Annotated in this window: 11 protein-coding genes and 1 pseudogene; 9 read left to right on the top strand and 3 right to left on the bottom strand. The window is 68.1% G+C overall.

The features are described 5' to 3' along the window. Positions 1-40: 40 nt before the first annotated feature. Genes AB0M14_RS00425 through AB0M14_RS00415 form a run of 3 tightly spaced genes read left to right on the top strand, consistent with a single transcriptional unit; the run spans position 41 to position 2,660 of the window. On the top strand, positions 41-565 hold the full coding sequence (locus tag AB0M14_RS00425) for a PH domain-containing protein (RefSeq protein ID WP_364986443.1): 525 nt from the start codon (positions 41-43) through the stop codon (positions 563-565). Between the two features lie 9 nt (positions 566-574). After that, a complete protein-coding gene (locus AB0M14_RS00420) occupies positions 575-1,252 on the top strand; it encodes a response regulator transcription factor (protein ID WP_209883599.1) in 678 nt (225 codons plus the stop codon). 58 nt (positions 1,253-1,310) lie between these two features. Next, positions 1,311-2,660: a HAMP domain-containing sensor histidine kinase gene (locus AB0M14_RS00415; protein WP_364986439.1), complete on the top strand. Its 1,350-nt coding sequence runs from the start codon at positions 1,311-1,313 to the stop codon at positions 2,658-2,660. Here AB0M14_RS00415 and AB0M14_RS00410 read toward each other — a convergent pair. Beyond that, positions 2,657-3,205 carry a GtrA family protein gene (locus tag AB0M14_RS00410; protein WP_364986436.1) on the bottom strand — a complete coding sequence of 183 codons (549 nt, stop codon included), beginning with the start codon at positions 3,203-3,205 and terminating at the stop codon, positions 2,657-2,659. The genes AB0M14_RS00415 and AB0M14_RS00410 overlap by 4 nt on opposite strands. A 90-nt stretch (positions 3,206-3,295) precedes the next feature. Between AB0M14_RS00410 and AB0M14_RS00405 the strand changes: the two genes are divergently transcribed. Both AB0M14_RS00405 and purE read left to right on the top strand, forming a co-directional pair. Then, positions 3,296-4,468 carry a 5-(carboxyamino)imidazole ribonucleotide synthase gene (locus AB0M14_RS00405; protein ID WP_364991164.1) on the top strand — a complete coding sequence of 391 codons (1,173 nt, stop codon included), beginning with the start codon at positions 3,296-3,298 and terminating at the stop codon, positions 4,466-4,468. Further along, the gene (gene purE, locus AB0M14_RS00400; protein WP_364986434.1) at positions 4,465-4,971 is read left to right on the top strand and encodes a 5-(carboxyamino)imidazole ribonucleotide mutase; all 507 of its coding nucleotides are present in this window, start codon (positions 4,465-4,467) and stop codon (positions 4,969-4,971) included. The genes AB0M14_RS00405 and purE overlap by 4 nt, the downstream gene beginning before the upstream one ends. A 70-nt stretch (positions 4,972-5,041) precedes the next feature. On the opposite strand, the pseudogene AB0M14_RS00395 reads toward purE, so the two are convergent. Continuing rightward, positions 5,042-5,176 (bottom strand): annotated as a pseudogene (locus tag AB0M14_RS00395) (excisionase family DNA-binding protein); the annotation flags it as partial. Positions 5,177-5,214: 38 nt separating this feature from the next. On the opposite strand from AB0M14_RS00395, the gene AB0M14_RS00390 reads away from it, so the two are divergent. The 4 genes from AB0M14_RS00390 (at position 5,215) to AB0M14_RS00375 (ending at position 20,740) form a co-directional block, all read left to right on the top strand. Further along, positions 5,215-5,907 carry a TetR family transcriptional regulator gene (locus AB0M14_RS00390; protein WP_364986431.1) on the top strand — a complete coding sequence of 231 codons (693 nt, stop codon included), beginning with the start codon at positions 5,215-5,217 and terminating at the stop codon, positions 5,905-5,907. A gap of 127 nt (positions 5,908-6,034) precedes the next feature. Beyond that, complete coding sequence (locus AB0M14_RS00385; protein ID WP_364986427.1) at positions 6,035-7,195, top strand: acyl-CoA dehydrogenase family protein; 1,161 nt, start codon at positions 6,035-6,037, stop codon at positions 7,193-7,195. A 406-nt stretch (positions 7,196-7,601) separates the two neighbouring features. Beyond that, on the top strand, positions 7,602-8,351 hold the full coding sequence (locus AB0M14_RS00380; protein WP_364986424.1) for a DUF6875 domain-containing protein: 750 nt from the start codon (positions 7,602-7,604) through the stop codon (positions 8,349-8,351). Positions 8,352-8,368: 17 nt separating this feature from the next. Next, positions 8,369-20,740, top strand: a complete 12,372-nt coding sequence (locus AB0M14_RS00375) for an amino acid adenylation domain-containing protein (protein WP_364986421.1) — start codon at positions 8,369-8,371, stop codon at positions 20,738-20,740. On the opposite strand, the gene AB0M14_RS00370 is transcribed toward AB0M14_RS00375, so the two are convergent. Then, the gene (locus AB0M14_RS00370) at positions 20,737-21,021 is read right to left on the bottom strand and encodes a GNAT family N-acetyltransferase (RefSeq protein ID WP_364986418.1); all 285 of its coding nucleotides are present in this window, start codon (positions 21,019-21,021) and stop codon (positions 20,737-20,739) included. The two genes, AB0M14_RS00375 and AB0M14_RS00370, sit on opposite strands and share 4 nt — an antisense overlap. Positions 21,022-21,040 lie beyond the last annotated feature (19 nt).

Here is a 21,040-nt window from a genome sequence, read left to right as displayed (position 1 = left end):
TGTCAGGCATTCTGGCATCTTCGAGCGGTAGGGTTCGACCATGGGTTCCCCTGAGGAGGCGCTGGCACCGGATGAGCAGCTCATCCTGCACCGGCATCCGCATTGGAAGATGCTGTTCTGGCCCATCGTGACGCTGGTTCTCGCCACCGCGGTCGCCGGATTCGTTGGGGGACTTGCCTCCCGCAAGGTGGAAGGGTCCGCGCGCACGGTGGCGCTGCTGGTGATCCTGGTGCTGTGGATCGCGATTCTCGGCTGGCGCAGTATCGCGCCGATGCTGGCCTGGAAGTCGACGCACTTCATCGTGACCGACCGCCGCGTGCTGGTGCGGCAGGGGGTGCTCGCGCATTCCGGCATCGATATCCCGATGAGCCGGATCTCGAGCGTGCAGTTCAGGCACGGCCTGTTCGACCGGCTGCTGGGCACCGGCACCTTGATCATCGGGTCCTCGTCGGAGGAGCCGCTCGAGTTCGACGACATCCCGCAGGTGCAGCAGGTGCACAATCTCCTCTATCACCAGGTCTTCGATGAGGAGCGCCACAACGGCGCGGCGCATCGGGGACCGTAACCTATTCCCATGACCGCCGTACTACTGGCCGAGGACGACGAGGCCATCGCTGCACCGCTTTCCCGGGCGCTGGGACGTGAGGGGTACTCGGTCACCGTCGAGAGTTTCGGTCCCGCCGTGCTGCAGCGTGCCCTGGAGGGCGGCCACGACCTGCTCATCCTGGATCTCGGGTTGCCCGGTATGGACGGGCTCGAGGTGTGCCGCCAGGTCCGGGCGCGCGGCGCCGACCTGGCCGTGCTGATGCTCACCGCCCGCACCGACGAGGTGGACTTCGTGGTCGGGCTGGACGCGGGCGCCGACGATTACGTGGGCAAGCCCTTCCGGCTCGCCGAACTGCTGGCCCGGGTGCGAGCCCTGTTGCGCCGCAGCGGAATCGGCGACGAGGCGGTCGAGGTCGGCGGGATCCGGCTGGAGCCGGCCGCGCGCCGGGTGCTGGTCAACGGCGTCGAAATCGGCTTGGCGAACAAGGAATACGAACTGCTCAAGGTGCTCATCGACCGGGCCGGGCAGGTGGTGCCGCGCGAGACCATCCTGCGCGAGGTGTGGGGCGACGCGGAACTGCGCGGCTCCAAGACCCTGGACATGCACATGTCGTGGCTACGCCGCAAGATCGGCGACGAGGGACCGATGGCGGAGCGCCGCATCGTCACCGTGCGCGGTGTCGGTTTCCGGCTGAACACCGCATGACCGGGTCGAGCGCGGAGGCGGGAGCGCTCCCGGTCATGCCGAATGGGCGCTGACTGACGTGCGCCGCCGGATCCTGCGGTCCATGCTCACCGTGCTGACCATCACCACGGTGGTGCTCGGCGTGCCGCTGACCTATACGGCGTGGCTGTGGGTGGAGGACATCACCCGCACCGATCTGCGCGGCCGGCTGGACCGGATCGCGGTGGAGGTGATCGCCCAGGAGCAGGCCGACGGCTTGGTGCGTGGCGGCCTCGACATCCGCACGGTGCGCCCGCTGGTGCCCAAGGACGGCAAGCTCACCATCGTCTATCCGACACCGCAGGACAGCGCCTCGCGCATCGATATCGGCGTCGACGAGGTGGCGGACCCGCTGATGGAGTCGCTGGCGATGGGCACCTCGGGGTCGCTGCGGCTGGAGGTGCCGAGCAGCCCGATGCACGTCAAGCAGCGGCAGGCGGTCGCGGCGGTGGCGCTGGCGGTGCTGGCCTCGCTGGGCGCGGCGGTGGCGGTCGCGGTGGTGACCGCGCGCCGGGTGGCCGACCCGCTACGCGATGTGGCGGCGCGCGCCGCGCGACTGGCGATGGGCGATTTCCGGCCCGATCCGCGCCGGCACGGCATCGCCGAACTCGATCGCGTCTCCGACGTGCTGGACTCGGCGACCGTGGAGATCGCCGGGCGGTTGCAGCGCGAGCACGCGCTGGTCGCCGACGTCTCGCATCAACTGCGGTCCCGGCTCACCGCGGTGCGGTTGCGGTTGGACGAGTTGTCCACGCATACCGATCCGGAGGTCGTGCACGAGGCCGAGGAGGCGATGGCGCAGGTCGATCGGCTCACCGAGGCGATCGACGATCTGGTGCGCGCCTCCCGGGACGAGGACGCCGCGGACCGCGATCCGATCCCGGTGATGGACGAACTGCGCGGGGTGGTCGCGGAGTGGCGGCATCCGTTCAGCGACGCGGGCCGCACGCTGGTGCTCACCGGCGACAAGACGCTGACCGCGCCGATCACCGCGCAACGGCTGCGCGAGGCGGTCGCGGTGCTGGTCGACAATGCCCTGATGCACGGCGGCGGCACCTGCACGGTGTCGGTGCGCACGGTCCGGCCTTCGGTGCTGGCGGGGGACGTGGTCGACGGGGCGGGCAAGCGCGGCAGCTCGCGCGAGCCGCTGGTGTGCGTGGAGGTCGCCGACGAGGGCGAGGGCGTGCGCGACGAGCTCGCGCCGCACATCTTCGATCGTGGTTTCTCGGCCGGTGGTTCGACCGGTGTGGGCCTGGCGCTGGCGCGCGCGCTCATCGAGGCCGACGGCGGGCGGCTGGAGTTGCAGCGGCGGCGTCCGGCCCTGTTCGCGGTGTTCCTGGGCGCCTCGGTGCCGCGGATCTCGAACGCGGTGATTCCGGAACCGCGTTAGCTGTGGCCGAGCTGCTCTTCCTCGAAGAGGAACTCGTCCTCGAATTCCTCCACGAGTTGATTCATCTCGTCGGGGAAGACCCAGCGCCGCATGGCCCAGAACCGGAACGCCATCTGCAGCAGATTGCCGATGATGAACGCGCTGATGAAGTCGGCGATGTTCTCGACCATCAGGCTGACATCGGGGACGCGCAGGTCGAAGACGTAACTGGAGACCCACAGCGGGAGGAAGCTGAGCACCACGCCGACGCCGCTGACGGCGAAGAACAGGAAGGCTTCGTGATGGCGTTCGCGGCCGCCCCGATTCCGGAACGACCATTCCCGGTTCAGGATGTAGGACGCGATGACGGCGATGACGCCGGAAATGATCTTGGCGGTGACCGGCTTCTCGGTCAGCACCGTCAGCTTCAAAAAGTAGAAGATGCCGCTGTCGATGACGAAAGTGATGCCTCCGACGATGGCGAACTTGATCAGCTCGTGGTGGCGGAAAGCGATCTCCGCCAGGGGTCTGGGGAGAACGTTGACCACGCCGTCGACGAATGACACAAGGATCGAGTGTACCGGTAGCGATCATTCGTCCCCTACATGACAAGATTGCAAGACGTGACCCCCGCACGATTCTCCGATCAGTCCGCTATGCCCACCGTGACCATGGTCGGTGGCGGTCAGCTCGCGCGGATGACGCACCAGGCCGCGATCGCGCTCGGCCAGCGGCTACGGGTGCTCGCCGAGCGTCCCGAGGATCCGGCCGCCCAGGTCAGCCCCGAGGTCGTGCTCGGCAGCCACACCGATCTCGCCGCGCTGCGCAAGGCGGCGACCGGTTCGCACGCGCTGACCTTCGATCACGAAGGCGTCCCGACCGAGCTGCTCGAAGCGCTGGTCGCCGAAGGCGTGAACGTGCAGCCGCCGCCGTCCGCGCTGGTGTTCGCGCAGGACAAGCTGGCGATGCGGGTCAAGTTGTCCGGGCTGGGTCTGCCGGTGCCCGCGTTCACCGAGGTGACCTCGGTGGCCGACGCGGTGGGCTTCGGTGACGCGCACGGCTGGCCGTTCGTGCTGAAGGCGGTGCGCGGCGGCTACGACGGACGCGGGGTGTGGATGCCCGGGGACGCCGCGGAGACCGAGACCCTCGTCACCGAGCAGCTCACGCGCGGGGTGCAGCTGCTGGCCGAGGCGAAGGTGGACCTGAAGCGGGAGCTGTCGGCGATGGTGGCGCGCTCGCCCTTCGGTCAGGCCGCGACCTGGCCGGTCGTCGAAACCGTGCAGCGCAACGGCCAGTGCGCCGTCGTGATCGCGCCCGCCCCGGACCTGCCCGAGGCCAAGGAGACGCAGGCCGAACTGCTGGCGCTGAACCTGGCGAAGGAACTCGGCGTCGTCGGCGCGATGGCCGTGGAGCTCTTCGAGACCCACGACGGCGAACTCCTGGTGAACGAGCTGGCCATGCGCCCGCACAACTCCGGCCACTGGGGCATGGACGGCGCCCGCACCGGCCAGTTCGAACAGCATCTGCGCGCGGTCCTGGACTATCCGCTGGGGGACACCAGCCCGCTGGCGCCGGTTACCGTGATGGCCAACATCCTCGGCGCGCCCGAGGCCCCGGCGATGTCGATGGACGAGCGCCTGCATCACCTGTTCGCGCGACTGCCGCAGGCGAAGGTGCACATGTACGGCAAGAGTGAGCGCCCCGACCGCAAGATCGGGCATATCAACGTGCTCGGCGACGATGTCGCGGTGGTGCGTGAGCAGGCAGAGCGTGCGGCGCACTGGATGTCGCACGCGGTTTGGACCGACGGATGGGACCCGCATTCATGACGAACCTCGGACCGCAAGTTGGCCTGATCATGGGCAGCGACTCGGACTGGCCCACGATGGAAGCCGCCGCGGAAGCCTTGGCGGAGTTCGGCATTCGCTTCGAGGTCGGCGTCGTCTCCGCGCACCGCACCCCGCAGCGCATGCTCGACTACGCCCGCGAAGCGGCCGGTCGCGGCATCCAGGTGATCATCGCGGGCGCGGGCGGCGCCGCCCACCTCCCGGGCATGGTCGCCTCGGCCACCCCGCTCCCGGTCATCGGCGTCCCCGTCCCCTTGAAATACCTCGACGGCATGGACTCCCTGCTGTCCATCGTCCAAATGCCCGCCGGCGTCCCCGTCGCCACCGTCTCCATCGGCGGCGCCCGCAACGCGGGCCTGCTCGCCGTCCGCATCCTCGCCGCCCACGACCCCGAACTCCGTTCCCGCATGGAGCAATTCCAGGCCGGCCTGGAGAAAATGGTCCTCGAAAAGGACCAAGCCCTGCGCACCAAACTCCTGGGCTAGCGACTCCGCGCTTGGCGTAGGTCAGTTCGTCTGCCGCCTCTCTGCTCTCCACCTCGACTCGAGCCATGTAGTTCTGCAGGTCGGTGTAGCGCACACGGCGGTGCCTTCCGACGAGTCGGAAAGGGATCTTTCCGGCCTCCAGCAGGCCGATCACGTAGGGGCGCGACACGATGAGCATGTCGGCGGCCTGCGGGGTGCGTTTGATGATTCTGGGTTGCTTGCGTGGCTCGATACGGTTGTCCCGTGGCGAATGACGAGGTGCGAGGTAGGGGTGGGGAGGACGCCGCGCGGTTTCGGCTGGCGGTGGTGGATCAGGCGTTGCGGTTGTTCGCGGAGAAGGGGTATGAGGCGACGACTGTTGATGAGATCGCGGAGGCGGCGGGGATCAGTCGGCGCACGTTCTTCCGGCAGTTCCGGTCGAAGGAGGACGTGATCTTCGCCGATCACGAGTCGCAGTTGACTCGTGCGGCGGCGGATTTGGCGGCGGCGGAAGGGGATCCGTGGGACGCGGTGTGTGCGGCCGTGGTGGGGGTGTTCGAGCGGTTCACGCAGTGGCGCGAGATCGCGGCGCGGCGGTATCAGGTGGTGCGGCGGGTGCCGGCGCTGCGGGAGCGCGAGATCGTGACGGTTTTCCGGTACGAGCGGTTGTTCACCGATTTTCTGCGGGAGCGATTGCCCGAGTCGCCGGATCTGGCGCGGGTGCAGTTCACGGCGGCGGTGACGGCGACGCACAACTATCTGCTGCGGCGGATGGTGCGTGGCGAGTCGGACGCGGGCGCCGCGGATCTGCGGGTCGAGCTGGCGGCCATTCCGCGCGGGCCCGGGGCGGCGCGCACCGCCGACGAACTGGTGGTCGCGGTATTTCCGCGGGACATGCCGTCGCGGCAGGTAGCCGATCTGGTGGCGCGCAAGCTGAGTACGCTGGACTCCGATTAAACGTGTGAACTGACACTCAGTGCCACGAAATATCTGCATGTAGCTCCAAAGTAAAGGCGTATACTCGAATCCAATGTGGCACTCAGTGCCGACATCAGAGTCACGACACAGCCAGGAGTGTGCCCCCATGGCGGGAAACCCGGATTTCGATCTCTTCAAGCTCGAGGACTTCCACGACGAACTGCGCGGGGCCATCCGCGGGCTGGCGGAGAAGGAAATCGCCCCGCACGCTAAGGATGTGGACGGCAACTCTCGCTTCCCGCAGGAGGCGCTCACCGCGCTGAACGCCGCCGGCTTCAACGCCGTGCACGTGCCCGAGGCCTACGGCGGCCAGGGTGCCGACTCGGTCGCCACCTGCATCGTGATCGAAGAGGTCGCCCGCGTCTGTGGTTCCTCCTCGCTGATCCCCGCGGTCAACAAGCTCGGCACCATGGGCCTGATCCTGAACGGCTCCGAGGAGCTCAAGGCGAAGGTGCTCGCCGACATCGTCGAGGGCAAGATGGCCTCCTACGCGCTGTCCGAGCGTGAGGCCGGCTCCGACGCCGCCTCCATGCGCACCCGCGCCAAGCAGGACGGCGAGGACTGGATCCTGAACGGCTCCAAGTGCTGGATCACCAACGGCGGCAAGTCCGATTGGTACACCGTCATGGCCGTCTCCGACGCCGACAAGGGCGCCAACGGCATCTCCGCGTTCATGGTGCACAAGGACGACGAGGGCTTCGTCGTCGGCCCGCTCGAGCACAAGCTGGGCATCAAGGGCTCCCCGACCGCCGAGCTGTACTTCGAGAACTGCAAGATCCCGGGCGACCGCATCATCGGCGAGCCGGGCACCGGTTTCAAGACCGCGCTGCAGACCCTGGACCACACCCGCCCGACCATCGGCGCGCAGGCCGTCGGCATCGCCCAGGGCGCCCTGGACGCCGCGATCGCCTACACCAAGGATCGCAAGCAGTTCGGCAAGACCATCGCCAGCTTCCAGAACACCGAGTTCATGCTGGCCGACATGGCCATGAAGATCGAGGCCGCGCGCCTGATGGTCTACACCTCGGCCGCCCGCGCCGAGCGCGGCGAGAAGAACCTGGGCTTCATCTCCGCCGCCGCCAAGTGCTTCGCCTCCGACGTCGCCATGGAGGTCACCACGAACGCGGTGCAGCTGTTCGGCGGCGCCGGCTACACCACCGACTTCCCGGTGGAGCGGATGATGCGCGACGCCAAGATCACCCAGATCTACGAGGGCACCAACCAGATCCAGCGCGTCGTCATGTCGCGCGCGCTGCTGCGCGGCTGAGCAATCGGCTTTCCGGCCGGGTGGTTCGAGGCGATTTCGTCTCGGGCCACCCGGTTTCTTTGTTGCCGGGTCCTGAACGTTGCTGGAGCGCAATAATTCCGACGCCTACAAGTTCTTTGTTCGTGTCCTCCGAAAGTGGGTTTCGGGGCATGCGGACAATGGTTTACCGGCTCGGTAACGTGCAGCTACCCATGCGGGGTTGGGGAATGTGCGGGCAGCTGAACTTTGCCCGGAGATAGGCCATGACCTGGCCCTTCTATGTACTTCGGGAAAACTCGGCCGTGCGTTACGCGCTCGCGGCAGTGAATTTGCGAATCCGCTGCCCCCAGAATTCGGGACTCGAATATGGGTGTAAATAGGCGCCAGAAGGGTGGATACTCGACTTCATAACGTGACGAGGTGAAGCATGACCAAGATCGTTATCGGACCGCGGTCGGGGATGAATTGGATCCCGCTGTCCATGAACGAAATACCGCCATTCACGAGAGCGACGGTAGAAATTCTGCGCGGGTGGGCCGAAGATCATTTGACCGAACACTCGCCCGCGCTGGGACGCGACGGTCCGGTGTGTCCCTATGTCGGCCCGTCGATTCGGCGCGACCTGATGTGGATCGGCCGCATCCCGGGAGCGCGACCCCGGCCCGCGGACGTCCGCCTGGTGCTCTCGGACGCGCTGGAACTGTTCCCCGAGCTGCCGCCCGTCGAGGGCGGGGCCGCGGTGCTGCGCACGCTGATCACCGCGCTGCCCGAGCTGCGCGACTACGCGCTCATCGACGATCTGCACGCGGAGCTCAAGACCGAGTTCGTCGCGCGCGGCTTCATGCTCGGCCAGTTCTATCCCGGCTGTGACCAACCCGGACTGTGGAACAAGGACTTCCATCCGCTGGACTCGCCGATCCCGATGCTGGTGGTGCGGACCATGATGACCACCGACTTCCCGTTCCTGCTGGCGCGGCCGGAATGGATGACGGCGTATGTGAAGAAGTTCGCGCCCAGCCTGCCCGCGCATGTCCGGCACGCGGTGGTCAGCCGCCTGACCGCGCCGGGCCCGGATGTGCAGGCTTACGAGCTGCGACCCGAGCCGGAGCCGGTACCCGCCGCGCACGGCCGGACCAATGGCAAGCCGGTCCCCGCGGGACCGCGGCACCATCATTGACTTTCGGGGGATTCGTTATGTCGCACGGGCTTTCGACCGAGTTTCCGCTCACGCCCGCGCAGCTGGGGATGTGGTATGCCCAGCAGCTGGATCCGGGAGTGCCGCTGTACGAGGCGCAGTACATAGAGATGCGCGGCCAGCTGGATGTCGGGGCGCTGACCCGCGCGGCCCGGCGCGCCGCACGCGAATTCGGTTCCGGGATTCTGCGGCTCGCCGAAAATGATTCGGGCCCTTATCAAGTCACGGATGAGCGGCTGGAACCGGAGGTGGCGTACCTGGACGTGGGATCCGCCGCCGACCCGGACGCGGAGGCGCTGCGGTGGATGCGCGCCGATGTGGCGGCGCCCATCGATCTGCTCGCCGATCGGCTCGGCCGGACCGCGGTGATCCGAGTCGGACCAGAACGGGCGCTGTGGTATTCGCGGATCCATCACATCGCGCTGGACGGGTTCGGTTCGGCGACCATGCTCTATCGCGTCGCGGAGCTGTACAACGCGGAGCTGGCCGGTGTCGACCCGAAACCCGCTGTGGCGGCTGGCCTTTACGAGCTGTACCAGGATGAACTGCGCTACCGGGAGTCGAGCCGGTTCGACGCCGATGCCGCGTACTGGGCCGAGCGGATCGACGGCATGCCGCCGCGGTGCAGCCTGGTCGAGGCCGCCGCACCCGCGCACGCGCTCGGGCGGCAGCAGCGAATGATGTTGCCCGAGCAAATGTCCGCGCTGATCGATGCCGCCGCCGACAGTTTCGGGGTGGGTGCGCCGGCGTTGGTGATGGCCGCGCTGGCGGTCTACTACGGCCGGCTGACCGGATTGCCCGAGGTGGTGCTGAGTTTGCCGGTGTCCGGTCGAACGACGGCGATCTCGCGCCGCTCCGGCGGCATGCTCGCCAACGTCGTGCCGCTGCGCGTCGAGGTCACCGAGCGCCGCACGATCGCGGAGGTCATCGACGCGATCCGACTGGAAGTGTCGGGAGCGTTGCGGCACCAGCGCTTCCGGCACGAGGAGATCCGCGGGACCTCCGACGACGATCACCTGGGTGGCCGCGGTTTCCTCGGTCCGGTGGTGAACATCATGCTGTTCCCGGCGCGGGTCGACTTCGCCGGCATCGAAACGAACCTGCACGTCCTGACCTCGGGACCGATCGAGGACCTGTTCGTCAACCTGTACCAGCACGGCGCGGGCAGCCCGATCCACGTCGACTTCACCGCCAACCCCGACCTGTACGACGCGGGTTCCCTGGCTCGGCACCACCGCCGGTTCCTGCGGACCTTCGAAGCTCTGCTCACCGCGCCGGCAGACACTCCCGTCGGCGGACTCGACTGCTTCCTGGACGATGAACGGCACCTGCTGAACGGTCTGCACGGTGCTGCCGCCGCGCCGCCGCAACTCCTGCCCGATCTGCTCGACGCGGGCATGCGGGCGGCGGGCCCGGACGCGGTCGCGGTGTGCGGCCGTCATGGCCAACTCACCTACCGGGAGTTGGATGAGGCGGCAAATCGCCTCGCCCGCACGCTGATCGACAAGGGCGCGGGACCGGAGAGCGCTGTTCTGGTCGCGCTGCCCCGGTCGACGGAGTCGGTGATCGCCTTCTGGGCGGTAGCGCGTTCCGGCGCGGCCTATGTCCCGCTCGGGACCGGCAACCCACCGGAGCGGGTAGCGCGCATCGCCGTGGAATGCGGAGCGCACCTGGGAATTACGAAGTCCTCGCTACGCGACGCGCTCACCGATGCGGTCGACTGGATCGTGCGCGATTCCCTGGCGGAAACCAGGACCACGCTGCATGTGGATGCGAATCACGAAGCGGCGAACGATGTTCGGGGGGATTGCGGTCAACGACCAGGCAGTGCCGGGTCGCGGCGATCCCGGGTGGACTGTCCTGCCTATATCGTCTTCACCTCCGGATCGACCGGTGTCCCGAAGGGCGTGGTCGTTCCGCATACCGGGCTGGCCGGGCTGGTCGCCGCCGTGCGGGATACCTACCGGGCGCAGCCCGGATCGCGGGTGTTGCATTGCCTGAATCCAGCCTTCGATGCCTCGCTGCTCGAACTGCTGGTGGCGTTCACCGCGGGGGCAACGCTGGTGATCGGGGACGGCGAGGTGATGGCCGGGGCCGAGCTGGCGACAGTCATCCGGGAATCCGGGATCACGCAGTTGTGTTCGACGCCCGCCGTGCTCGCCACCCTTCCGGACGACGCCTTGATCGACGTGCGCGCGGTGTCGACCGGTGGTGAAGCCTGCCCGCCAGAGATAGTGGAACGCTTCGGAACCGGCCGCCGTCTGGTGAACTCCTATGGCCCGTCCGAAGCCACCGTCGCCGCCACCTTCACCGAACCGCTTGCGGTCGAACAGGATTCGGGTATCGGCGCACCGGTGCCGGGTGCCGGCCTGATGGTGCTCGATCGGCGGCTGCGGCCGGTTCCGATCGGGACGCCGGGCGAACTGTATCTCTCGGGTTCCGGCCTGGCCCGCGGCTACACCGGGCGCGTGGGAACGACCGCCGCGCGATTCGTGGCAAACCCCTTCGGCCCACCCGGCACCCGGATGTATCGTACGGGCGATCTCGTCCAGTGGCGCTCCGTGCAGGACGCGGCTCGAGCAGGCGCGCATCGCAGCGAGCCAATCGCGGAGGCCAGGGACCCGGGGACTCGAGACGGTGTGCCACCTGTCGTGTTGGACTATCTGGGGCGCACCGACTTTCAGCTCAAAGTGCGTGGGATGCGAGTGGAGCCCGGGGAAGTGGATGCGGTGCTGGACGCGCATCCTGAGGTGGAGATCGCGGTGACTGTTCCGCGTTCCGGTGGTCAGGGTCGCGCGGTGCTGGCTTCCTATGTGGTTCTCGCGCATCGGGGGCGTAGGGCACAGGTGCAAGTCGCGGCGTTGCGGAAGTTCTGTGCGAGCAGGCTGCCGAGCCATATGGTGCCCGCGACGATCACGCTCCTCGACGCGCTGCCGTTGACCGGCAACGGCAAGGTGAATCGGGCCGCACTGCCGGAACCCGTACTCGATTCGCACGAATCCGACTCCAGCACAACAGAGTCCGCGCACAAGCTGGGGGAGCTGTTCGCCGCGGTGCTCGAGGTGCCGGACGTGGGGCCCGAATCGTCGTTCTTCGCGCTCGGTGGCGATTCGATCCTGTCGATTCAGCTGGTGGCGCGGGCGCGGGAAGCTGGCTTGGTGTTCTCGGCCCGGGACGTGTTCGAACACCAGACGCCCGCCGCGCTGGCCGAGATCGCCACGGAATCGACTGGCCCGCAGACCCTGCCGGAGCGGGGCGATGCCGCGCCGATGCCGCAACGGGGTGACGTCGGGTCGGTGCCACAGTTGTGGTGGGAGCCGCAGGGGGAAGCATTGCGGGGGAGGTTGCGGGAACGGTATCCGAACATCGAGGAGGTGTGGCCGCTAACACCGCTACAGCGGGGGCTGCTGTTCCACGCACAGCTGAACGCCGGTAGGGCCGATGACTATTCGGTGCAAGCGGTGTTCGAGTTCGAAGGCCCGGTCGACATCGAACGACTGGTCGCCGCGGCCACGGAACTGACGCGACGGCATCAGGCGCTACGCACCGCATTCGTGGCCGATGCGGACGCACCTGTGCAGGTGGTTCTCGCGGATGTCGAATTACCCTGGCGCACAATTGATGCCACTCGCGGCGACGTCGCTGACCTGGCGGCGGAGGAGCTGGCTCGACCGTTCGATCCGGCGCACGCGCCGCTGATCCGATTCCTCTGCCTCCGCTGCGCACCGCAGGATGTGCGGCTGGTCGTCACCAATCATCACCTAGTGCTGGACGGCTGGTCGATGCCGCTGCTGTTCGGGGAGTTCTTGGCCCTGTACCAAACACAAGGGGACAGCACCGGTTTCGCGACCCCCGTGCCCTTGCGTGGATATCTGGACTGGCTTTCCTACAAGGACGACGCTGCGGCGCTGGCGAACTGGCGTGCGGCGCTGGACGGACTACCCGCACCGACCGTGGTAACCGCCGCCCGCGAGCAGATCCCCGAGTCCTCCGGCCCGGCCAAACGGGAGCTCGCGATCTCGCTACCCGAGTCCACCGCGACCGCTCTGTCCCACTGGACCAGCACCCTGGGCGTCACCGTGAACACGGTGATCCAAACCGCATGGGCATTGCTGCTCACCGAACTGACGGGCCACACCGACCTCGTCTTCGGCACGACCGTATCGGGCCGCCCCGCAGATCTACCGGGAGCCGAGCACATGATCGGAATGCTGGTCAACACCATCCCCGTCCGCATCACCCTGGCCCCCGAGGAGACCGTCGGCGCCCTGCTCTCCCGGGTGCAGCGGGAGCAGGCCGCCCTGATCGAGCAGCACACCGTGGGCTTGAGCGAAATCCAGGCAGCAGCAGGGTTGGGGCCACTATTCGACACAACCCTGGTCGTCGAGTCCTACCCCTTGGACCTACCCGCACTGCTCAACGCCGCCGACCGAGTAGCCCTGCGCGTCAAGAACTTCCGCAGCCGAAACGGCACCCACTACCCCCTGTCCTTGGAGGCGAAGGTCCACGACGGCCTCGCTATGGTGCTCACCTGCTCGGCACGATACTTCGATGCGACCGAGGCAAGCGCACTCGCCGCTCGCCTCACCCGCCTGCTCACCCGAATCGCCGAGGATCCGGCACAACGCGTAGTGGCAGTACGCGGCGTGGACCAGGCCACCGTTCTGCGTACAAGAACAGAACCAATCCGCCTCCTACCCGACCTGCTGACCGGCGGGGTTCGCCACGGTGCGACCGCCATCGTGGCGACGACAGATGAGCTGGTCAGCGTCGACCGCGCTGATAGCGGCTCCGGGATTCGCCGCGGAGGGGCTGCGAGCGTAGGGAGAACAGACGAACTGGGGTATTCCGATCGCGGTAGCGGTCCCGAACTGCTGACTGGTGGGACCGACGCCGGTGGGGCGGTCGCCGCAGGGGGTACGAGCGGACTCGATCAGGCCGATGGCGGTGATGGTTCTGATGTGCCGGTCGGCGAGATTCGTCATTGTGGGGCCGCCACGAAGCGGGCAGCGGTCGCCGCTGCGGGGGACGCGGGCGAGGTTGGGTATGTCGAACTCGACGAGCGTTCGAACAGGCTGGCTCGGTTGTTGATCGGTGCCGGCGCGGGGCCGGAAACGGCAGTGCTGCTGGCGCTTCCGCGCTCTTGCGAGTGGCTTGTGGCGGCGTGGGCGATCGCGAAATCCGGAGCGGCGTTCGTTCCGGTCGATGTGGATTATCCGGCTGCGAGGGTGGCCGCTATCGCATCGGATTGTGTTGCGCACCTGGGTATTACCGGGAGTCGGTATCGCGATCATTTGCCGGACAAGGTCTCCTGGCTGGCGATCGATGATTCCGATTCGGCGCAGGTGGCGGGGACGCCGATCACCGACGCTGATCGTATTCGTGCACTGCGAGCGGGCAATCCGGCGTATGTGGTCTACACCTCCGGCTCCACCGGGGCGCCCAAAGGCGTGGTGATCACCCACGCGGGGTTGAGCGGTCTTGTCGCGGGGGTTTCGGCGAAGGTGCGGGCTCGGCCCGGCGACCGTGTCTTGCTGTGCATGAACCCGAATTTCGATGCGGCCATCATGGTCTGGCTGTCCAGCTTCGCCGCTGGGGCGACTGTAGTGGTCGCACCGCATGAGGTGAACGCGGGTGCTGAGCTGGCCGCGCTGATCGCGGCTTCCGGTGCCACTCACGTCTTCTCGACTCCCGCCGTCTTGGCGACGTTGCCCGCCGCGGCGCTGGCCGGTGTGCGGGTGTTGATCACCGGCGGGGAGGCGTGCCCGCCGGAGCTCACCGCGCGGCTCGGTGGCGGGCGGGTGCTGCTGAACTCCTACGGTCCCGCGGAGACCACGGTGGCTGCGACCTTTACGGGGGCGCTCACCGCGGGTGAGCCGGCGACGCTTGGTTCGCCGATGCCGGGGATGGGGCTGGCGGTTCTGGATTCGTGGCTGCGGCCGGTACCCACCGGGGTCCCGGGGGAGCTGTATCTAATGGGACCCGGGTTGTCACGCGGCTACATCGGGCGGGCGGTGCTGACCGGAGAACGGTTCGTGGCCAACCCCTTCGGTGCGCCCGGCGACCGCATGTACCGGACCGGAGACCTGGTGCGGAAGCTGTCGCACTCCCGGCTGGAGTATCTGGGCCGCAACGATTCTCAGGTGAAGCTGCACGGAATCCGGGTGGAGCCTGGCGAAATCGACGCAGTTCTGCGCTCCTGCCCCCGGGTTGCGCTCGCGGTCACGGTGCCGCGTCCGGGCCCCAGCGGTGATCGGGTGCTCGACACCTACGCGGTTGCGTCGGACGGCGCAGAGCTCACCGCCGCGTTCCTGCGTGACTATCTGACGCACCGCCTGCCCCGGCATCTGATCCCCGCGACGCTGACCGTCCTCGACGCATTGCCGCTGACGGGCAACGGAAAAGTCGACGTGCGTGCCCTGCCGGAACCTGATCCCGAATCCGCCGACTATGTCACCCCGGTCGGTCTGGAACGGGTGGTAGCCGATGTATTCGGCGGAGTCTTGGAGCGTACCGATATCGGCGCGGCCGACGACTTCTTCCTCCTCGGCGGCGATTCCCTGTCCGCCACCCGGGCAGCCTCGCGACTAGGCGCGGCATTGAAGATCGACGTGCCGGTGCGCGTTCTGTTCGAGGCTCCCACGGTTCATGAATTGGCCGCTCGAGCACAAGCTCTCATCGGTACCGGGGCGAGCACGTCCGCCGGACCGCGTTCGGGCTCCAGACCGGAACTCGTGCCGCTGTCCCCGGCCCAGCAGCGCATGTGGTTCGTCAACCAGTACGACCCTGAGTCGGGCGGCTACAACATCCCGATTGTGCTGCGGCTCAACGGGATACTGGACCTGCCGAGTTTGCGCGCGGCCGTAGGAGACGTCCTCGAACGGCACGAGTCCTTGCGCACGGTCTACCCCGCACGGGATGGGGTCGGATACCAGGTCGTGGTTCAGGTCGAAGATGCTTGGGAATCCGGCGAACTCACCGCGCAACCGATTTCCGCGAGTCAGCTTCCAGCGGCGGTATCGAACTGTATCGGCGGTGGATTCGATGTCACCGCCGCCGTACCGCTACGGCTGCGCCTGTTCGAAGTCCGCAGCGGCGAAAAGAAGGTTGGCCACATCAACTACCTGCTCGTCCTGGTTGTCCACCACATCAGCGCCGACGGTTTCTCCATGGGTCCGCTTGCCCGGGATGTCATGACGGCTTACGCGGCGAGGCGGCAGGCCCATGCCCCCGATTGGTCGCCGCTCCCAGCGCAGTACGCGGATTACACACTGTGGCAACGAGATCGGCTGGGTACCGCCGAGGATCCGGATTCGCTGCTGTCCCGCCAGCTCACCTACTGGACCGAGACCCTCGACGGCCTCCCCGACCAGCTCGCGCTACCCACCGACCACCACCGCCCCGCCACCGCCACACTGCGCGCGGGAACCGTGTTCAGCCGCATCGACGCCGCTCTGGTCACCGAACTCGACGCACTCGCCCGCGCGCACCAGTCCTCACAGTTCATGGTGCTGCACTGCGCACTCGCGGCCCTGTTCGCGCGGCTGAGCGGCAGCACCGATATCGCGATCGGCACCCCGATCGCCGGTCGCGGCGCCGCCGAACTCGACGATGTGATCGGCATGTTCGTCAACACCGTGGTGCTGCGTACGGAAGTCCTTGCCGAACAGTCGTTTACGGACCTGCTCGCGCAGGTGCGCCGCACCGATCTGGACGCGTTCGCTCACTCCGACATCCCCTTCGAGCACCTGGTCGACGTGCTGGAGCCGGTCCGTTCAGCGGCCCGGCATCCCCTGATCCAGGTGATGCTGGTGTTCCAGAACCTAGCGCCGGTGCAGTTCACGCTGCCCGAGCTCACGGTCGAACCGCTGGCCTCGGACCAGCAGTCCATCCGATTCGATCTCAGCATCACCGTGAACGAGGACGAGGACGGCCTGTCGGTCAGATTCGGTTACGCCACCGACCTTTTCGAACCCGCTACCGTCGCGCGTTTCGCCGACCGCTGGCTGCGACTGCTGCGTGCGGTGGCTACCGATCCCGATGTGCCCGTGGGCGATATCGATCTGCTCGGTCCGAGCGAGCTGGCCGAGGTGCTCGCGCCCGCGGCGCCGCTCGCGGCTGCGCCCGTGGTCCTTCCGGACCTGCTCGCCGCCGCCGTCACCGCGAACCCGGAGGGCATCGCCGTCATCGACGGCGCGGCCGAGCTGACCTACCGTGATCTCGATGCCCGCTCGAATCAACTGGCCAGAAACCTGCTTCGGGCCGGTGCGGGTCCGGAAACCATGGTCGCGGTGGCTCTGCACAGGTCATCGGACGCCGTGCTCGCCGTCTGGTCGATCGCGAAGACGGGCGCGGCGTTCGTGCCCGTCGACCCGGCCTACCCGAGCGAGCGCATTCAGCAGATTCTCGGTGACTCGGGTGCCGTCCTCGGAATTTCGGCGGTGGCAACGGTCGTGCCGCGCGCCGAGGGGACGTCCTGGCTCGTGCTGGACGATCCGGCGACAGTCGAGACGCTCGCCGCGACAGCGGCGGACCCGATCGCCGCATCCGAGCTGAACAGCCCGCTGCGCGTGGAAAATCCCGCGTACCTGATCTTCACCTCGGGGTCGACCGGCACGCCTAAAGGCGTCGTAGTCACCCACGCCGGACTGGCGAATATCGCTGCTCTGCAACGTGACCGGCTCGGGAGCGGTCCGGGCTCCCGCTTCCTGGCCTTGGCCGCGCCGAGCTTCGACGCCTCGGTGCTCGACCTGCTGCTGGTCATCGGCGCGGCCGGAACCTGCGTAGTCGCAGGCCAAACCGCCTTCGGTGGAACCGAACTCGCGGAAACCCTGGTAAGCCGGCGCATCGCGCACCTCTCGCTGACTCCGTCGGCCCTGGCATCGGTCGATGCCGAACTGCCCGCAGCCGGCGCGGCGCTGCGCACCATCATTACGGGCGGCGAGCCCTGCCCGCCCGAACTGGTCGCACGATGGGCGCCGAATCGCCTGTTCTTCAACGACTACGGCCCGAGCGAGACCACGATCTGGGCCACCGGCAGCGCTCCGCTGCACCCGGGCGCCGAGGTGACCATCGGCCGCCCGATCGCGGGGATGCGCGCGCGGGTCCTCGACGATCGGTTGCACCCGGTGCCCGCCGGTGTCGCGGGTGAGCTGTATCTCGGCGGCCCGGCGCTGGCCCGCGGCTACCACGGCCGCACCGGTCAGACCTCGGCACGCTTCGTCGCGGACCCGTACGGCCCGGCGGGGGAGCGGATGTATCGCACCGGCGATCTGGTCCGCGCCCGCGGGGGCGACCTGGAATACCTCGGCCGCACCGACTTGCAGGTCAAACTGCGCGGGTTGCGCATCGAGCTGGGGGAGATCGAATCCGCGCTGCTGGCACAGCCTTCGGTGCATCAGGCGGCGGTCGGCGTGCACACCGACCCGTCCGTCGGTGAGTTGCTCGTCGGCTACGTGGTCCCGTGCCAGGACGCCGACTTCCGTGCCGACACGGTGAGAGCGGCGCTAGCCCAGCGACTTCCGTCCTACATGGTCCCCGCCGCGATCATCACCCTGAACGCGCTGCCGCGCACCGGTACCGGCAAACTCGACCGCCGCGCGCTGCCCGCGCCGGACATCCACTCCGGCCGCTACCGCCCGCCCGGCACCCCGGCCGAACACGTCATCGCCGATACCTTCGGTGAACTCCTCGGCGTCTCCCGCGTCGGCCTCGACGACAATTTCTTTGCCCTGGGCGGCAATTCGCTGATCGCGACCCGCATCGTGGCCCGGCTGGGCGCGGTGCTCAACACCCGGATCCCGGTCCGCACCGTCTTCGACGCGCCGACCGTCGCCGAACTCGCACAGGCCGTGCGCGACGCGACCGCCCCGCCCGGACCGCGACCGGGTCCGCGCAAGCGCCCGGAGCATGTGCCGCTGTCGGCGGCCCAGCGCCGGATGTGGTTCCTCAACCGCTACGACCCCGGTTCACCCGCCCACAATGTGCCGATCGTGCTCGAACTGCGCGGCGAGCTGGATCCCGCGGTGCTGCGGTCCGCTCTGATGGATGTGGTCGCCCGGCACGAGACGCTGCGCACGGTCTACCCGGTGGACGCCCTCGGCGAGCCGTATCAAGACGTCCGTCCGCTGGCCGAAGCGATTGTCCCGGTGCATGTTTCGGATGTCGACCCGGCTGATCAGCAGACGGTCATCGCGCGGTTGACGGCCCCCGGCTTCGACCTGACCACCGACCTGCCGATGCGCGTGCACTTGCTGCGGGCCGGCCCCCGGCGCGCGATCCTGGTGGTCGTCATGCACCACATCTCCTCGGACGGTTGGTCCCTCGCACCGCTGTCGCGTGATGTGATGGTCGCCGTCGGCGCCCGCCGTGCCGGAATCGCACCGCAATTCACGCCGCTGCCACTGCAATACGCGGATTACGCGCTGTGGCAGGACGAACTGCTCGGCGCCGAGGCGGATCCCGCCAGCGTCGCCCATCGGCAGCTCGAATTCTGGCGCGCGGCCCTCGACGGCATTCCGGAGGTGTCCGCGCTGCCGAGCGACCATCCGCGCCCCGCCGTCCGAGCCCAGCAAGCCGGGCTGATCGAGTTCGGGGTAGGGGTGGCCACCCAGCTCCAGATCCGGCGGATCGCCCGCTGGTACGGGGTGAGCCCGTTCATGGTGGTGCACGCCGTGCTCGCGGTCCTGCTGGCCCGGCTCTCCGGCGCACCAGAGGTGACGATCGGTTCGGTCATCGCCGGTCGCGGCGATGGCGAACTCGACGACCTGGTCGGCATGTTCGTCAATACGCTCGTGCTGCGCAGCCGCGTCGCACCGCGATCCACCTTCGAAACACTCTTGGCCGCAACGAAAGACGCCGACCTGGACGCCTTCGGCAACGCCGACCTGCCGTTCGAACGACTGGTGGAGGTGCTCGCGCCCGCCCGATCCACCGCCCAGCACCCGCTGTTCCAGGTGGTGCTGGTCTTCCAGAACTTCGAGTGGGTGCGGCTCGATCTGCCCGGCTTCGAGGTCGAGACCGTCAAAACCGGTGCGGTGGGCGCGAAGTTCGATCTGGAGTGGATGCTGGCCGAGGAGACCGCCGCCGACGGCGCGCCCGCCGGGATCACCGGCAGCCTCACCTACGCCCGCGATCTGTTCGAGCCCGCGACGGCGGAGACGCTGACCCGCAGGTTCGTCGAGTTGCTCGAAACATTGACCGCGAACCCGAGTCTGGTCCTCGACGACCTCGATGTCACCGCGCCGCCCGGCACCGTCGTCTACCCCGCACCGCCGGCCACGCCGCGCCGCACCGATCTTCCCTACCGGCCGCCGGTGACCGACGCCGAGCGCGCCGTCGTCGCGGCCTTCGAATCGGTGCTCGGCGCGGAACGGGTCGGCCTCGACGACAACTTCTTCGAACTGGGCGGCACGTCCATGGTCGCCACCCGGCTGGTCACCGAAATCCGTGCGCGCCTGGATTTCTCGATGCCCGTGCAGTGGATGTTCGGCGACCCCACGCCCGGCGCGCTGGCCCAGCGCCTCACCTCCGGGCTCGACGGCCCGGACGCGCTCGCGACGATTCTCCCGCTGCGCCCGCACGGCACCGGCCCGGCGCTGTTCTGCGTCCATCCCGCCATCGGATTGGCTTGGGGCTACGCCGGTTTGCTGCGGTTCCTCGACCCGGGCTATCCGGTCTACGGCGTGCAGTCACCCGGCATTCGCGGCCCGGAACCCGACGAGCCGCTGATGCGGAGAGTCCGCCGGTACGCCGACGAAATCCAGCGCACCCAGCCGAGCGGCCCTTACCGCCTGCTCGGTTATTCGGCGGGCGGCCCGCTCGCGCACGCCGTCGCCGTCGAACTCCAGCATCGCGGCGCATCCGTCCCGGTCCTGATCATCCTCGACGCCCGCGCGGACGCCGAACCCGAAACGGCCCAGCAGCTACCCCCGCCCGAAGCGCTGCTCGTCGAATTCGGCGGGATCGACCCCGCCGCACTGGATTTCGACCCCGACGCGGCCCCCGGCCCGGATCTTCCGCCGGCCGACCTCGGTCCGCTGGCCGCCCGCGCCGCCGATCTCCTGCACGAAACCGGCGGCACCTTCGCGGGCTTGACCGCCGAGAACCTGCGAAGCCTCTACACCGACTACCGGAACCTGATCCGGCAAACCGCCACCTACCGCCCCGAACCCTTCGCGGGCGACCTGTTGTTCTGCAGCAGCACCGACGTCCGCCCGGACGTGCCGCCCAACCCCGAAACCTGGCGCCCCTACTGCACGGGCGCCGTCACCAACCACGACATCCCGTTCGAGCACAACAAACTCACGACCCCCGGCGCTTTCGCGGTGATCGGCCCGATCGTGTCGGCGTATCTGTGCGGCGGAGACTAGCCGACGAGGTCGGCGTACTCCTTGTGCTCGGCGATGTACTTCTCGACGTACCAGCAGGTCGGGATGACCGAGTAGCCCTTGTCGCGGGAGTCCGCGAGGGCGAACTCGACCACCTTCGCCGCCACGCCCTGGCCGCGGAACTCCGGGAAGGTCATGGTGTGGTGGAAGTCGCGAACCTTCGCGTCTTCCCGGTCGGCGTAGTCGGCGTACCCGGCGAGGGTGTCGTCGATGTAGATCTCGAAACGGGTGTCGGCGACATTGTGCTCGAGCCTGGTGGTCATGAGATGAGCGAACTCCTTC

Source organism: Nocardia sp. NPDC051832 (assembly GCF_040681285.1).
Classification (GTDB): domain Bacteria; phylum Actinomycetota; class Actinomycetes; order Mycobacteriales; family Mycobacteriaceae; genus Nocardia.
This window is presented reverse-complemented; position numbering and strand designations above follow the sequence as displayed.

Bases quoted from the DNA above. Each gene is read 5' to 3' on its own strand.
- AB0M14_RS00405 (WP_364991164.1), top strand. From the start codon at position 3,296: ATGCCCACCGTGACCATGGTCGGTGGCGGTCAGCTCGCGCGGATGACG.
- AB0M14_RS00385 (WP_364986427.1), top strand. From the start codon at position 6,035: ATGGCGGGAAACCCGGATTTCGATCTCTTCAAGCTCGAGGACTTCCAC.
- AB0M14_RS00375 (WP_364986421.1), top strand. From the start codon at position 8,369: ATGTCGCACGGGCTTTCGACCGAGTTTCCGCTCACGCCCGCGCAGCTG.
- AB0M14_RS00370 (WP_364986418.1), bottom strand. From the start codon at position 21,021: ATGACCACCAGGCTCGAGCACAATGTCGCCGACACCCGTTTCGAGATC.
- purE (WP_364986434.1), top strand. From the start codon at position 4,465: ATGACGAACCTCGGACCGCAAGTTGGCCTGATCATGGGCAGCGACTCG.
- AB0M14_RS00420 (WP_209883599.1), top strand. From the start codon at position 575: ATGACCGCCGTACTACTGGCCGAGGACGACGAGGCCATCGCTGCACCG.
- AB0M14_RS00425 (WP_364986443.1), top strand. From the start codon at position 41: ATGGGTTCCCCTGAGGAGGCGCTGGCACCGGATGAGCAGCTCATCCTG.
- AB0M14_RS00380 (WP_364986424.1), top strand. From the start codon at position 7,602: ATGACCAAGATCGTTATCGGACCGCGGTCGGGGATGAATTGGATCCCG.